Raw genomic sequence first — 14,319 nt, 5'->3', positions numbered from 1 at the left:
TTTACAGAAAACATTCCGGCTCTCCGCGTTGTTCTTTATCGACAAAGAAGGTAAAACACTTATTAATCGCTAAAACAAGAAAGATATGAGTACCAGATCTATTATTTTATCGCTTTTCGTCGCCCTGGGGTTCGTCCTCACCGGTTGCGACAATAATGATGACAATCACAAAAATGCCATCGAACCGACTGAGCCGGTAATGCAGGCTTTCAATAAGAAATATCCCGACGCCTCCAACCCGCTCTTTACAATTGAAGGGAATTATTATGTAGCCGAGTTCACGAACAATGGTATTTCGACCGAGGCATGGCTCACCGAACAGGGCAAGTGGATGATGGATAAGGCGGATACACCTTTCAACCAACTTCCGGAGGCGGTGACCGGCGCATTCAACAACGGCCTTTATGCGGGCTGGAAAGTGGATGATTCTTATACGATCAACCGGGATAGCATGGCTGTCGTCTATAAGATTAATGCCGAAAAGGGAAACAACGACATGGACCTGTATTATTCGCAATACGGCAACCTGATCAAGGCGGTGAACGACGAAGGGAACGAAGATGCCCCGATCGTGATCCCGGCAGAAGTGCATACGTTGATGAACCTTACTTTCGCAACCTGCGACCTGCTGGATATACAGAGCAACAGCGAAGGATACATCCTGAATATGCTAGACGGAAAAGTTTATAAGATCGCCCAACTGAATAAAGATTACCGGTGGCAGAGTACCACATACCAGATAGCCGAACAGGAGGTACCGGAGGTTATCATGGCTGCCTTCCAGTCCACAGGCTATGCCGAAGATACAATCGAAGCAATAACAGTAAAGATCGAGATTGCGGGAACATTCTACACCTTCACCGTCGATCATAACGGACAAAGCACAGATGTCACATTCGATGCGATGGGGAATGTTGTTGGATGAAACATTGCTAGAAATAATTGAGCTATCCAACTGTCAAAGTGACTCATCTGTTACAGGTTCATTTGCCGTCTGCTTTAGCTGACGGTTTATAAGCAGGTTCTTTTTTTGGCTTTAGCCACATTTCTCTCAGATAGAAAGCTTTAAGAAATGGGACTAAAGTCCAAAGAGATAGATTCTTTACTAGTCCGTTAGCTAAAGCAGACGGCAAATAGACCTGTAATAGTCAAGTGAGGTTGATGACAGGATAGTTCACATCTGATAATAACCGAATCTCCCTAAAAAAAATGAGGCTGTGTCGTAATTAAGATTTACGGTACAGCCTTTCTTTTTGTATTGACTGAGAGATGAATGTTTTCAAGCGACCGTTTTTTGCGTAATTCTTTCCCATATGCGATTTTTGTCTGGTAAAATCTGCCATACGAATAAAAACAGCCCCCTAAGAGATATATTCTCCCCGTTTTGGGTGTGTTTCGCTATCCGGGAACACATTTTCTTAATGTTGAAGGCAATGGCGAAGAAGGCAAAGTCCATTGTCACCTTGTCTTCTCCCACATGCCGGAACCTTCTATATGCCATGTTGTGTTTCATCTGTCCAAAAACTGCTTCCGGTTCTATACATCGCCTTCCCCTATGCCTGAAGCCTTCTTCCGAGAGTGACCTTTCCCGTGCCTGCCGTTTGTATTGGTTTAACCGGTGGTTGACTTCTATAATACGGTTCCCCCGGGCTTTAAAGCAACTGCCACGTAAAGGACACCCTTCACATCTTTGTGCTTTATACCGGGCACTTTCGGTGACGTATCCGCTAGCTGTTTTGTCACGTCTGATTCCTATACGGTTCATGTGCTGCCCCATAGGACAAACGTAATAATCCTCCTCCGCATTGTAATGGAGACTCTCCGTATGGAATGGATTGGGAGTATAACGGGGACGCTGTTCTTTATGGAAGTAGTTGTACTTGACAAAGGCTTCTATCCCATTATCCCCTCATGAACCGGTAATTTTCTTCCGAGCCGTAACCGGAATCTGCCACACCCACAGTTGGTAAGCGGTTATAGCGTTGCTCAAAGGAGTGGAAGAAAGGTATGAGGGTCAGTGTATCGGTTGGGGTGGGAAACAGTCGGAAGTCTATGAGGAATTGGTTCTGGGTTCCTATTTGCAGATTATATCCGGGCTTGGTATGCCCGTTTCTCATGGCGTCTTCTTTCATGCGCATGAAGGTGGCTTCAGGATCGGTCTTGGAATAGGAGTTGCGTTCTCCAAGAGTGTCAAGATGGTTGTCGTATTCCATCAACTTGTCACGGTGCTGCTCTAGTTCCCGGACCTGTTTCTTCTTTTCCCGGATGACTTTCTTTTGTTCCTTGTCCTTTGTTACAGGCTGGTGTTCCAGCACCTCTTTAAGTTCATTCACTATATCTGAGAGCATGGCGGGTGTGAACTCTACGGGGGTGTCTTTGGCGGAGTTCTCTTGGGCTATAACTTCATCCACCTGCTCCAGGAGAATGCGGATCTTATCCATCAACTTTGTACGGTTCTTTTCGACTGTCTTGCACCAGACAAAAGTATATTTGTTGGCTCTGGACTCAATCTTAGTACCGTCAATATACTCTACGTCAAGGCTGATGAAACCTTTGTCGGCAAGGACAAGAACCAACTGCGTGAATACATTATTTATCTCTCCTTTTACACGATTACGGAAACGGTTGATGGTAATAAAATCCGGATGTTCATTACCGGAAAGCCAGATATAATGAATGTCACGTAGGAGAAGCTTCTCTATTTTGCGGCACGAATAGATATTGTTCATGTAGGCGTAGATAATCACCTTAAGCATCATTTTAGGATGATAAGGACAACGACCGGTTGCTTTATAAAGCTTCTTGAAATTGTCAAGATTGAGATTATCAATAACTGTATTGACCACACGGACCGGATCGTTCGCTGCTACGTTTTCATCAATTCTTCTAGGAAAAAGAACTGTTTGGTTGGGAGCATAATCCCGAAAATGTGTTTTTGTGGGCATTGGTCTTTTATTTTTTTACTAAGTTACAGAAAAATAGCGATATAGGCAAGATCTTAGTTGAGAAAACAGAGGCTTCACTTTATGTTTTATGGCATACCAGAAAATAACCGGATTTACCAAGAAAGCGCATCCCTGTCACGGGACACGCTTTCTGCCATAATTAAAGTTCCGGTCATTTAGCTCCCTTAAAGGCCTGTTTACAAAAAAAGCCCGGCTATATAAACAGCCAAGCTATACGCCTTTGTATAGTCAAGGTTTATTAGGTCAATCAGTCACTCTCCATGTTTGATAGCTCTTAAAACGAACAACTCTACAAAGGAAACATTTTATTCAGTTTATAACGTTTTTTTGACTCTTTGTTTTACATGCTTTGCAACACAATTAAGGGGATATGTACATTTTGACACACCCCCATTCTTGTTCCTATTATATCAATAAATATATACTGACCGATCAATACTTACCTGCTTATCAACTCGATCCGTGCACTCTTGACACCCGGGGAGGATGCTTCAAAGTAAATCGTTCCCGGTGTTTCTTCCGTTTGTACGATGGCTGTCAGCTGTCCGCTGAACAGTTTCATCTGCGGGGCCTGGAAGGATTCGAGGCTGGCGGGGTTACCGTTGGCTGCCGCCTTGTAGGTTCCGTTGCCACGTACGTTAAACTTGATCTGGTTGGTGGCATCCGGGCAAAGATTTCCGTTCTTGTCAACCACTCTTACGTTGATGAAAGAGAGGTCTTTGCCATCGGCTGTCAGGTTAGTACGGTCGGCAGACAGTTCGATATGGTGAGGCTTGCCGGCTGTGTGTACTTCCTCTTCGGCTACGGCGTTGCCATCCTTATCGTAGGCTACCACTTTCAATGTTCCCGGCTCGTATTTAGTATCCATCCACATCAGACGGTAACGTTTCTGACGTTCGAAACTCTTCTGAGCGGCTTCGGTATAGCTGCTGTCGATACCGATACTCAGGTCTTTCGTACGTTTGCCCTGGCTCTTTCCGTTGATGAACAGTTCGGCAGAAGGATAATTGGTATACACGAATACCGGAGTGACTTCGCCTTCGCGTCCCGGCCATGTCCAGTGAGGCAGGATATGCAATGTCTTTTCCGCTTTGTTCCAATGGCTGCGGTACAGATAGTAACGATCCTTTGGAATACCGGCCAGGTCGATGATACCGAACAGGGAACTGTGGCTCGGCCAGTTGGTATAATACGGCGTCGGTTCGCCCAGATAGTCGAAACCGGTCCATACGAACTCACCGATACAGTAAGGCAGGTCTTCATGCTGGATAAAGTCGTCTTCCGGCAGATTCGACCAGCCACAATGTTCTACATCGTAAGAAGAGCTCTGATGATCGTCGTAGACAGCCATCGCCTTACGTTCAACCGGAAATTTATAAACACCGCGTGAACTTACCGTGGAAGCAGTCTCGCTTCCCAGGATGATTTCCTGAGGCAGTTTCTTATAATTAATCTGATATTTGAACGGACGGTAGTTGAAACCGGCTACTTCCATGACAGCGGCAAAGTTATTGTTCACGACAGCATCCGGGGCATCCATTCCCTGAGTAACGGGACGTGTCGGGTCTTCGCGGTGACAGATGTCCTGAAGGAAGCGGGCAATCTTGGCGTCGCCTTCGATCCACTGGTTCGGCACTTCGTTACCGATACACCACATAACGATACTCGGATTGTTACGGAAGTTATGAAGCAGGTTCACCATATCTTTTTCCGCCCATTCGTCGAAGAAGAGGTTGTAGCCGTTCTTACATTTGGCTACGTTCCATTCGTCGAAACTTTCTGCCATCAGCATCATACCCATTTCGTCGCAGGCCTTCACCAAATCGGGAGCCGGCATATTATGGGAAGTACGGATCGCATTACAACCCATATCTTTCAGGATACGGATCTGGCGGCGGATAGCCGCATCATTGACGGCTGCACCCAACGGGCCCAGGTCATGATGGTTACATACGCCTTTAAAGACTGTCTTTTCACCGTTCAGGAAGAATCCTTTTCCTGGAATGATTTCGATGGAACGGATACCGAAAGATGTCGTATATTCATCTTTCAACTCTGTTCCGTTCTTGTACAGGCGGCTTTCAGCCACATACAGAGCGGGCATATCCGGCGACCAGAGGGTCGGGGTGTGAACAATGAATTCCTGATCGACCGTACCATTATTATATATGATATCGTTCAGCGGAAGCATTGTTTCAACCAGCATTTGTCCGTTCGGGTTACGCAGGCTGGTTTTCACGGCATATTGTTTCGGATCGGCACCTTCCGGAAGGTTTACCTTTGTGTTGACATTCACTTTGGCAAACTCTTTCTTAACGATAGGTGTTGTAACAAAAGTCCCCCATATCGGAATATGAGCATCTTCCGTAACGATCACATGTACATTTCGGTACAGGCCGGCACCCGGATACCAGCGGGAGGACTCCGGCAGGTTTTCCAGACGGACAGCCAGCGTGTTCTTCTGTCCCGGTTTCAAGTACTTCGTAATGTCAAAATGGAATGAGTTATAGCCATAAGGCCAGTAACCTACCTCTTCGCCATTGATATAGACTTTGGCGTGGCTCATCGCCCCGTCAAACAGGATTGAAGCTTTTTTCCCTTCAGCGAACTGGGGTACTTCAAACTCGGTGCGGTACCAACCCACACCCACGAAAGGCAGACCGCCCGTACGGCCGGCATGTTCCAACGCCTCCTTCTGGCCGTCTTGCAAAATAGCCACTTCCTGCTTATCGTTCTGGGAACTGAACGGACCGTATATCGCCCAATCGTGCGGAACCGTCACCGATTGCCATTTACTGTCGTCGAAAGCGGGTTTGATAAAGTCGGGGTTATCCTCACGGGTGAACTTCCAGTTTTTCTCCAGCAGGAATTCACTACGTACTTGTTGTGCCGAAAGGTTAGTCAGCCAACCGAATAACACGACTAAAATAACAAAATTGAATCTTTTCATGCGCATTTTAAATGTGTTTGTAGTTCTTAGCGCAACAAAAATAACTAAATTTGCGACTTTATCAAACTAAATCTACAATAACAAGTTACAGAATATGTTGATTCAATTAGCCTTCGTTTTAGTTGCAATAATTATCGGAGCCCGTTTAGGTGGTATTGGTTTAGGTGTATTGGGTGGCCTGGGGCTGGCAGTACTGACTTTTGTCTTCGGCCTCGAACCAACGTCACCCCCAATCGACGTGATGTTAATGATCGTAGCGGTCATTGCAGCAGCCAGCTGTATGCAGGCCGCCGGAGGATTAGACCTGATGGTGAAATGGGCGGAAAAGCTGCTTCGTAAAAATCCTTCCAAGATTACGATATTGAGTCCACTGGTTACCTATCTCTTTACCTTTATTGCTGGAACCGGACATGTGGCTTACTCTGTTTTACCGGTTATTGCCGAGGTGGCGACCGAAACGAAGATACGCCCGGAACGCCCGCTGGGTATTGCCGTAATCGCCTCACAGCAAGCTATTACAGCCAGTCCGATCTCTGCGGCGACCGTTGCCCTGTTAAGTATGCTGACCGGACAGGGGTTCAATGTCAGCCTGTTCGATATTCTGATGATCTCAGTGCCCTGTACGTTGGCGGGTGTCCTGGCGGGAGCATTCTATTCCCTGCGTGTCGGCAAAGAACTTGAAGATGATCCTGAATTCAAAAGACGTATTGCTGAAGGAGAATTCACTACCCAGAAATATGAACTGAAAGATGTCAAAAACCAGAAAGCAGCCGGCTGGTCGGTCATTATCTTTATCCTGGCGACAATCGGGATTATCCTGTTCGGTTCTATCGAAAGCATTCGTCCAGTATTCAACGGGCAGTCATTGTCGATGGCTTATATTATCGAAATACTGATGTTATCGGCGGCGGCCATCATTTTACTGGCTACCCGGACAGACGGGATCAAGGCGGTACAGGGATCGGTTTTCTCTGCCGGCATGCAGGCGGTTGTCGCTATCTTCGGTATTGCCTGGATGGGTGACACATTTATCGGTGGTAATATGGCGGAACTGAAAGGTTCTATCGAGCAGATCGTTACAGCTATGCCCTGGCTGTTCGGGATTGCTCTGTTCCTGATGTCTATCTTATTATTCAGCCAGGCAGCTACCGTTCGTGCTTTGCTTCCTTTAGGGTTAGCGCTGGGGATCTCTCCGTATATGCTGATCGCACTCTTCCCTGCCGTAAACGGATACTTTTTTATTCCGAATTATCCGACAGTGGTGGCTGCAATCAATTTTGACCGTACGGGAACTACGCATATTGGTAAATATATCTTAAATCATTCTTTTATGGTTCCCGGACTGATAGCAACCGGTGTTTCTGTATTGCTTGGTTTACTTCTTATCCAACTGTTTTAAAGGTGGCAGGCAGGCTTCCCGTCTGAAAAAAAGAGATTCTAACTACCTCATTCTTATCGTTTTTTTAAAGAAAAGGCTTATCTTTATCTCGAATTTATAGAAAACAGGTGTATATGAAATGGTAGACCTGTTATTATTTTAGTAAGGATTTTATATTATTGATTAAGCTGTAATACACGAAAAAAGAGTCAAAGACTCAGAGGTATATGATGGTAGTGGAAAACTTTATCTTGCCGGATCTTTTAGAAAGTATGCGCATTTCAACATCTTCTTCTCAGGAAAACACCCGGAATTTCCTGACAGATTATTCTATTGTGTATGCAGTATCCGGTACGTTATGTTTGAAAAACAGCGATTCCGAACAAATCATTGAAGAAGGGGAATTAGCCCTTATCCCACCGGGAGCATACGCTTTTTCCGAATCTGTCCATGATCAGAATCATTCCGGATTTACCTTCTTCTTCAACCAATGGACAGCACAGTGCATTCTCAAACTCCCGAAAGTGATCAGTGCCTTGAGCCTGCACCAACCGCCTGTTACCAGGCAAAAAGTATATATCATCCCCCGACAAAAGGTCTTCCGGAACTTTTTCAACGCCGTCCAGCTATACCATAACCTGGAAAAAAAGCTGAAAGAGGAAATGCTCCCGGTCAAGTTTACCGAGCTTATCTATCTGTTGCTGAATAGTCCCCATAGAGACGTTGTTTTATCTTTCCTCTCCGAGGCTGCCGGTAATATGCCGGAGAAACGGTAAAGATATACCCCTGGGAAAAATTGACAAGAATATAAGTTATATTGCCATTCCGTTAGTCACCGATCTAATGTAATTTTGCATTGTCAATTAAAACAATGAATATATGAAACCGATAGAACTAACAAAGACTGAATTCATTCAAAAAATAGGTAACGTCGAAGCTGGCCCGAAAGACTGGAAATATGTAGGTGACAAACCTTGTATCGTAGATTTCCAGGCTCCCTGGTGCGGTTACTGTAAACGTCTTGATCCGATACTGGAAGAGTTCGCTCAAACATATGAAGGACGATTGGATATTTATAAAGTGAATGTAGACAAAGAAGAAGATCTCGAAACGCTCTTTAATATCCGCACCATCCCTACCCTTCTTATCTGTAAAACGGACGGGACCAAAGAACTCATGCTGGGAACTATGCCCAAACACGAGTTGAAGAAGATCATCGAAGAGAAAATTCTGTAAAAAGCCCCTTATCACAGTTTATTTACGAACTGTGATATGGAAACATCCCTGCTTGCGTTCGTGCTTTATATAACAACGGTCTGCTCTTTTCAGGTCGCGAAGCACTGACGCAAGTACCATTTTAAGGCGGTCGTTGTCGATATTCAGGGTATCTTTCTCATTGATCTTGGTATAACGCACCCAGGAAACGTCAAAGGTTGTACCGTAGCGATGGGCTGAGTTCATGGAAGCATTGTAATTGCGTTTGCCCAGTTTCTTCACATCATCTACCGTACGGGTGACGCTGGTTACTTTTATTTTATAGAGAGATGCATTCAGATTATAAAGGGAGTCCTGAAAATTACGGCCGATATCTTCCAGTAAGGTTGCCGCTTCCGGAATCAGATAAGGGATAGAGTGTTTCAGTTCTTCCACTTCGTAATAATCGCCGGTTTTGATCTCCTGCATCTTTTTGGAAGCATGTTCGGCATCTTCACGGTTACTGATGGGTTCTATTCCGATCTTTTGGGCGACAGCCAGCTGGACGTCATTCAAATCGTTAAAATCACGATTATAACTTCCGTTATACCAGATGGTTTTCAACTCGCCACGTTTTTCTTTACAGGAAAGGAACACACTGGTCGACACCAGTACAAAAAACAATATAATTGCATTAATAGCTATTTTCATCCTTTTCAATTTTACGGAGGACAAAAATAAGAAAATTACTATACTTTGTTGTATGAAGATCAAAAAGAATTACCTATTTTTGTGGTCAACACTATTAATTAAGTAAGAATATGAGTACTTTAGAACTAAAACTTTCACTGATCGAACAAGTGACGCAAATCGATGATGAGCAGTTGCTGAACAAGATCAAAAAGCTGATCAGCCAGCATATGGAAAAGAAAACAGAAAGGTATCCGGCACAAATGACGGTTGAGGAACTGAAAGAGGTGCTGAAAAAATCTATCGAAGAATCCAAACAAGGCTTGGGAATGACTACAGAAGAATTACGCAAAAGACATCCATTATGCAAATAAAACTAAAGTGGTTACCACAAGCCATCACCTTACTTGACGACATTTACGAATATTACAGCGAGAAAAGTGAAAGATCTGCAATCCGCATATATAATAAACTACTTGATTCTGCTGAACCTTTGAAAACATTTCCCTATGCCGGAATTTCCGAACCTTTACTGGATGAATTTCCTCAGAATTTCCGCTCCCTGGTAGTCGAAAAGCATTATAAATTAATTTACACCATCAGTCCGACCCTGATCGAGATACACGCCATATGGGATTGCAGGCAGGATAACTGGCGGCTAAAAGAAATGTTCCATCGGTAATATCAAAAAAAGACAGGAATATATTCATGAGATAAAGAATATTGCTAATTTTGCGTACCTAAATCAAAGGGAATAAAAACATAAAAAAATAAGACAAGGAAAAGAACGGATGATAGAACGTATTTATATTCTTGAAAGTGTAGACCCGGTTATTTTTTACGGAGTGAATAATGCGAACATGCAGCTGATTAAAACACTGTTTCCTAAGCTTCGCATCGTTGCCCGCGGAAATGTGATGAAAGTAATCGGAGACGAAGACGAATCCGAACTGTTCCTTAAGAAGATCCGTGAAGTAGAAAAATACTGCGAGGAATTTAACTCCCTGAGCGAAGATGTCATCCTCGACATTATCAAAGGAAAAACTCCGACAGTCGTCAAACAGGAAAACCTGATTATCCACGGAATGAACGGGAAGGCAATCGTTGCCCGTACCGAAAATCAGCAAATACTCGTAAAAGCTTTTGAAGAAAACGACCTGGTCTTTGCCACAGGTCCTGCCGGAACAGGTAAGACATTCGTTGCAATAGCTCTTGCAGTGAAAGCGTTAAAGAATAAGGAAATAAGGAAGATTATCCTGAGCCGTCCCGCAGTCGAGGCCGGCGAAAAGCTGGGATTCCTTCCGGGAGAAATGAAAGATAAGCTCGATCCGTATCTGCAACCTCTGTACGATGCATTACAGGATATGATCCCGGGGGCAAAACTCAAAGAATACATGGAAAATAACGTGATTCAGATCGCTCCGCTGGCTTTTATGCGTGGACGTACGCTGAACGATGCCGTTATTATCCTCGATGAAGCACAAAATACAACGACGCACCAGATCAAAATGTTCCTCACCCGTTTGGGGATGAACGCAAAAATGATCATTACCGGTGACGTGACACAGATCGACCTTCCCCCTACCGCAACCTCCGGCCTAGTGCAGGCCATGCAGATATTGAAAGGTGTCAAAGGAATAGGCAAGGTGGAATTCGACAAGAAAGACATCGTTCGTCATAAGCTAGTACAGCGAATCGTTGAAGCATACGATAAATTCGATGAGAAAAAGAAAGCGGAAACCGCTGCAAAGAAACTAGAAAAGAACAACAAACTATCAGATAAATAATCAAAAATAAATTGGTCATGAAGAAGGCGTTAGTTAGAACAGATTACAATTTCCCGGGACAAAAAAGTGTCTATCATGGTAAAGTACGCGACGTGTACAATATCAATGACGAAGTATTGGTGATGGTCGCAACCGACCGTATTTCAGCTTTCGACGTAGTATTGCCGGAAGGTATTCCTTACAAAGGCCAGATGTTGAACCAGATTGCTGCCAAATTCCTTGACGCGACCACCGACATTTGCCCGAACTGGAAATTAGCTTCACCCGACCCAATGGTTACCGTTGGTGTACAGTGCGAAGGTTTCCCTGTTGAAATGATCGTACGCGGTTACCTTTGCGGTAGTGCATGGCGTGCTTACAAAAGCGGTGTACGTGAAATCTGTGGCGTGAAACTGCCGGAAGGAATGCGCGAAAACCAGCGTTTCCCCGAACCGATCATCACTCCAACAACTAAAGCTGCTATCGGAGCTCACGACGAAGACATCTCCAAAGAAGAAATCCTGAAACAGGGACTTGTTTCTGAAGCAGACTACGCCGTTCTTGAAAAATATACGATGGAGTTGTTCAAACGTGGTACGGAAATTGCTGCACAACGCGGCCTGATTCTGGTAGATACAAAATATGAATTCGGTCACCGCGACGGAAAGATCTACCTGATCGATGAAATCCATACACCCGACTCTTCACGTTACTTCTACTCGGAAGGTTATGAAGACCGTTTCGCCAAAGGTGAACCGCAGAAACAGCTGTCTAAAGAATTCGTTCGCGAATGGTTGATGGACAACGGTTTCCAGGGCAAAGCCGGACAGCAGGTTCCGGAAATGACTCCGGCTATCGTTGAAGGTATCAGCGAACGTTATATCGAACTGTTCGAACATATCACCGGCGAGAAATTCGAAAAAGGCGACACAGACAATCTGTTGGCACGCATCGAAAAGAATGTAACCGATTATCTGAACAATAAATAAGTATATATGAAGTACGGTTCGGAACAGATTTTACCTTACAACCGGGAGGAACAGAAGGGCACGCAAGTCAAACGCATGTTCGACTCCATTGCGGGCACTTACGATCTACTGAACCATACGCTCTCGTTCGGTATCGATAAAATATGGCGCAGGAAAGGCATTGCTTTCCTGCGTCCTTTTTCTCCGCAATCCATACTGGATATTGCCACCGGAACGGGCGACCTGGCCATTTCCATGCACCGAAAACTAAAAGCCAACCGGATCATCGGGGCTGATATTTCAGAAGGCATGATGCAGGTCGGACGCGAAAAGGTAGCGAAAGCCGGTTTGTCGGAGTATATATCGTTCGAACAACAGGACTGTACGGCACTCACTTATCCGGACAATTCATTCGATGCCGTTACCGCCGCATTCGGAGTACGTAACTTTGAAAATATCGAACAAGGTATTGCCGAGATGTTCCGGGTACTCAAACCCGGCGGCCATCTCATGATTCTGGAACTTTCCACACCGGAACATTTCCCGATGAAACAGCTCTACCCTATTTATTCAAAAACGATCATTCCATTTATTGGCCGGTTATTTTCAAAAGAGAAAGCCGCTTACAGCTATCTTCCGGAATCTATCAAAGTCGTTCCTCAAGGTAAGGTCATGGAAGAATTGCTTGCCCGCCAGGGATTTGCCCAGGCGAAAGCACGCACCTTCACCTTTGGAATTTGTTCATTATATACAGGTTGTAAGGATGGTTCGCGAACCATCCCTACGAAATAAACAAATACTAGAAAAGGTTATGCAGAAATATGGTTTATTGGGATACCCACTCGGACATTCGTTTTCCAAAACTTATTTCAACCAGAAGTTTGAAGCGGAAAAAATAGATGCCCAATATGTGAATTTCGAGATTCCGAATATCAAGGAAATTAAAAATGTACTGAAAGAGAATCCCGAATTGAATGGTCTGAATGTAACGATTCCTTACAAAGAACAGGTCATTCCTTATCTGGACGAACTGGATGAAGACGCCCGCCTGATCGGAGCCGTGAACGTTATCAAATTCACAAAAGGCCTTTTCGGTAAAAAACTGAAAGGATACAACTCCGATATCATCGGCTTCAAACAGTCTATCGATCCTTTATTAAATGAAACACATCGGAAAGCATTGATCCTGGGGACAGGCGGCGCCTCCAAAGCCGTGTTCCAGGGACTAAAGCAACTGGGGGTCGGAGCAACCTTGGTTTCACGCAAACCGAAAGAATTTTGTATTACCTATGACGAAATCACTCCGAAAACAATGGAGCAATACACCGTCATAGTCAATACGACCCCATTGGGAATGTTCCCCAATGTCAACAGTTGCCCGGATATTCCATACGATTTGCTCACTCCAAATCATCTGTTATACGATCTGTTGTATAATCCGGATGAAACGCTCTTCATGAAAAAAGGAAAAGAAAAAGGGGCTGTCGTTAAGAACGGACTCGAAATGTTGCTGCTTCAGGCTTTTGCGGCCTGGGAGATCTGGCAGAAATAAAAACTGAGGAAAAAGATATTCCTTTCGGATGAAATTTGAATTTCTTTCGAAAGGAATTTTATTTTCTCCCGGATGTAACGTTCTTGTCTTCTACTGCTTTTCCGTCATATATTTCCAGAAACGAACCGGTAAATGTTGCCGGTGCAGTTTCGGGTTCAGACGTTCCTTTATCGCAATCGTCTTAAAATACTCTTTCCACATTTGCTGAAAAAGCATTTCATCCTTATCCATCAGGCTCTCACTCAGAAAACCGGAAAACAGATGTGCCTCCTTCTGTTCAAAGCGGACTTCGATTGTTTCCTTCAGATCATAATAATATCCGTATTCACGGCGCATGTCGTAAATCAGCCATTTCTGGTCACCGAAACGATCGTTCAGATAAGGAAGGACGAGCGGCAATACATTATATATAGGTTCGACAGCCGAGAAATAGGTGCCATCCACCGCTTTCTGAAAACGGAGGAACTGCATGATATGAAGGCGTTCATTACTCACCTTCTTCCATATTTTAGAAATCTGCAACACATCGGAGTCGCCAAAATTCATTTCTATAGACTTGGAATGGTCGATCGCCTTACGGATATAGCGGAATAAAAGCATGTCAATCTCCGGCAACTCCGACAGCCAGGAGACTGTCAGTCCGGAAAGGGACAGTTTGGATATTTTCTTTTCAAGGCCTTTCCAGACACGGTCGGCTTTTTGCTTGTCGGAACAAATTGTCACCGTCTCCTCACAGAACAAAGGCAACGGTTCCCCTTCGGCCAGCAACACATCAGGAAACGACTTCCGGACGTAAGCGTCGAAGACGGCTGTCAGTAATCCCTCGAAAGTTTTGTCATATATAAAAGCAATCAT

The 14,319-nt window shown here is 44.6% G+C and carries 13 protein-coding genes and 1 pseudogene; 10 read left to right on the top strand and 4 right to left on the bottom strand.

All coding sequences use genetic code 11. The features are described from left to right. Nucleotides 1-85 precede the first annotated feature (85 nt). Nucleotides 86-925, top strand: coding sequence for a PepSY-like domain-containing protein (locus tag NBH15_RS11090; RefSeq protein ID WP_250822683.1), 840 nt, complete (start codon nt 86-88; stop codon nt 923-925). A 354-nt stretch (nt 926-1,279) separates the two neighbouring features. On the opposite strand, the pseudogene NBH15_RS11085 reads toward NBH15_RS11090, so the two are convergent. After that, nucleotides 1,280-2,945, bottom strand: a pseudogene (locus NBH15_RS11085) (IS1182 family transposase). Between the two features lie 460 nt (nt 2,946-3,405). Continuing rightward, complete coding sequence (gene galB / locus NBH15_RS11080; protein ID WP_128135125.1) at nt 3,406-5,916, bottom strand: beta-galactosidase GalB; 2,511 nt, start codon at nt 5,914-5,916, stop codon at nt 3,406-3,408. A 94-nt stretch (nt 5,917-6,010) separates the two neighbouring features. Between galB and NBH15_RS11075 the strand changes: the two genes are divergently transcribed. The 3 genes from NBH15_RS11075 (at nt 6,011) to NBH15_RS11065 (ending at nt 8,530) form a co-directional block, all read left to right on the top strand. Continuing rightward, nucleotides 6,011-7,315 carry an anaerobic C4-dicarboxylate transporter family protein gene (locus NBH15_RS11075; protein ID WP_186961034.1) on the top strand — a complete coding sequence of 435 codons (1,305 nt, stop codon included), beginning with the start codon at nt 6,011-6,013 and terminating at the stop codon, nt 7,313-7,315. Between the two features lie 206 nt (nt 7,316-7,521). Then, nucleotides 7,522-8,070, top strand: coding sequence for a hypothetical protein (locus tag NBH15_RS11070; RefSeq protein ID WP_250822682.1), 549 nt, complete (start codon nt 7,522-7,524; stop codon nt 8,068-8,070). A 103-nt stretch (nt 8,071-8,173) separates the two neighbouring features. Continuing rightward, complete coding sequence (locus NBH15_RS11065) at nt 8,174-8,530, top strand: thioredoxin family protein (RefSeq protein ID WP_128135123.1); 357 nt, start codon at nt 8,174-8,176, stop codon at nt 8,528-8,530. An 18-nt stretch (nt 8,531-8,548) separates the two neighbouring features. Here the strand turns inward: NBH15_RS11065 and NBH15_RS11060 are convergent, their stop codons facing one another. Beyond that, nucleotides 8,549-9,199 (bottom strand): DUF5715 family protein, encoded by a 651-nt coding sequence (locus NBH15_RS11060; RefSeq protein WP_244050186.1) that lies wholly within the window; start codon nt 9,197-9,199, stop codon nt 8,549-8,551. Nucleotides 9,200-9,309: 110 nt separating this feature from the next. Between NBH15_RS11060 and NBH15_RS11055 the strand changes: the two genes are divergently transcribed. The 6 genes from NBH15_RS11055 (at nt 9,310) to NBH15_RS11030 (ending at nt 13,464) form a co-directional block, all read left to right on the top strand. Then, complete coding sequence (locus tag NBH15_RS11055; protein WP_128135122.1) at nt 9,310-9,552, top strand: hypothetical protein; 243 nt, start codon at nt 9,310-9,312, stop codon at nt 9,550-9,552. After that, a complete protein-coding gene (locus NBH15_RS11050) occupies nt 9,543-9,860 on the top strand; it encodes a type II toxin-antitoxin system RelE/ParE family toxin (RefSeq protein ID WP_128135121.1) in 318 nt (105 codons plus the stop codon). The genes NBH15_RS11055 and NBH15_RS11050 overlap by 10 nt, the downstream gene beginning before the upstream one ends. A 109-nt stretch (nt 9,861-9,969) precedes the next feature. Next, complete coding sequence (locus tag NBH15_RS11045; RefSeq protein ID WP_128135120.1) at nt 9,970-10,965, top strand: PhoH family protein; 996 nt, start codon at nt 9,970-9,972, stop codon at nt 10,963-10,965. Between the two features lie 17 nt (nt 10,966-10,982). Then, on the top strand, nt 10,983-11,933 hold the full coding sequence (locus tag NBH15_RS11040; protein WP_010800277.1) for a phosphoribosylaminoimidazolesuccinocarboxamide synthase: 951 nt from the start codon (nt 10,983-10,985) through the stop codon (nt 11,931-11,933). 6 nt (nt 11,934-11,939) lie between these two features. After that, nucleotides 11,940-12,704, top strand: a complete 765-nt coding sequence (ubiE, locus tag NBH15_RS11035; protein WP_128135119.1) for a bifunctional demethylmenaquinone methyltransferase/2-methoxy-6-polyprenyl-1,4-benzoquinol methylase UbiE — start codon at nt 11,940-11,942, stop codon at nt 12,702-12,704. A 19-nt stretch (nt 12,705-12,723) separates the two neighbouring features. After that, complete coding sequence (locus NBH15_RS11030) at nt 12,724-13,464, top strand: shikimate dehydrogenase family protein (RefSeq protein ID WP_007653662.1); 741 nt, start codon at nt 12,724-12,726, stop codon at nt 13,462-13,464. Between the two features lie 90 nt (nt 13,465-13,554). On the opposite strand, the gene NBH15_RS11025 is transcribed toward NBH15_RS11030, so the two are convergent. Further along, a complete protein-coding gene (locus NBH15_RS11025; protein ID WP_250822681.1) occupies nt 13,555-14,319 on the bottom strand; it encodes a TIGR03915 family putative DNA repair protein in 765 nt (254 codons plus the stop codon).

The sequence above is a fragment of the Parabacteroides caeci genome, from assembly GCF_023656795.1.
Classification (GTDB): domain Bacteria; phylum Bacteroidota; class Bacteroidia; order Bacteroidales; family Tannerellaceae; genus Parabacteroides; species Parabacteroides segnis.
The sequence above is the reverse complement of the archived record's forward strand: the minus strand, read 5'-3'. Positions and strand labels throughout refer to the sequence as shown.

What these genes read in the sequence shown, in the direction of transcription:
- galB (WP_128135125.1), bottom strand. Translation starts at nt 5,916, where the DNA reads ATGAAAAGATTCAATTTTGTTATTTTAGTCGTGTTATTCGGTTGGCTG.
- NBH15_RS11075 (WP_186961034.1), top strand. Translation starts at nt 6,011, where the DNA reads ATGTTGATTCAATTAGCCTTCGTTTTAGTTGCAATAATTATCGGAGCC.
- NBH15_RS11055 (WP_128135122.1), top strand. Translation starts at nt 9,310, where the DNA reads ATGAGTACTTTAGAACTAAAACTTTCACTGATCGAACAAGTGACGCAA.
- NBH15_RS11065 (WP_128135123.1), top strand. Translation starts at nt 8,174, where the DNA reads ATGAAACCGATAGAACTAACAAAGACTGAATTCATTCAAAAAATAGGT.
- NBH15_RS11025 (WP_250822681.1), bottom strand. Translation starts at nt 14,319, where the DNA reads ATGATTGCTTTTATATATGACAAAACTTTCGAGGGATTACTGACAGCC.
- ubiE (WP_128135119.1), top strand. Translation starts at nt 11,940, where the DNA reads ATGAAGTACGGTTCGGAACAGATTTTACCTTACAACCGGGAGGAACAG.
- NBH15_RS11060 (WP_244050186.1), bottom strand. Translation starts at nt 9,199, where the DNA reads ATGAAAATAGCTATTAATGCAATTATATTGTTTTTTGTACTGGTGTCG.
- NBH15_RS11030 (WP_007653662.1), top strand. Translation starts at nt 12,724, where the DNA reads ATGCAGAAATATGGTTTATTGGGATACCCACTCGGACATTCGTTTTCC.
- NBH15_RS11070 (WP_250822682.1), top strand. Translation starts at nt 7,522, where the DNA reads ATGATGGTAGTGGAAAACTTTATCTTGCCGGATCTTTTAGAAAGTATG.
- NBH15_RS11045 (WP_128135120.1), top strand. Translation starts at nt 9,970, where the DNA reads ATGATAGAACGTATTTATATTCTTGAAAGTGTAGACCCGGTTATTTTT.
- NBH15_RS11040 (WP_010800277.1), top strand. Translation starts at nt 10,983, where the DNA reads ATGAAGAAGGCGTTAGTTAGAACAGATTACAATTTCCCGGGACAAAAA.
- NBH15_RS11090 (WP_250822683.1), top strand. Translation starts at nt 86, where the DNA reads ATGAGTACCAGATCTATTATTTTATCGCTTTTCGTCGCCCTGGGGTTC.
- NBH15_RS11050 (WP_128135121.1), top strand. Translation starts at nt 9,543, where the DNA reads ATGCAAATAAAACTAAAGTGGTTACCACAAGCCATCACCTTACTTGAC.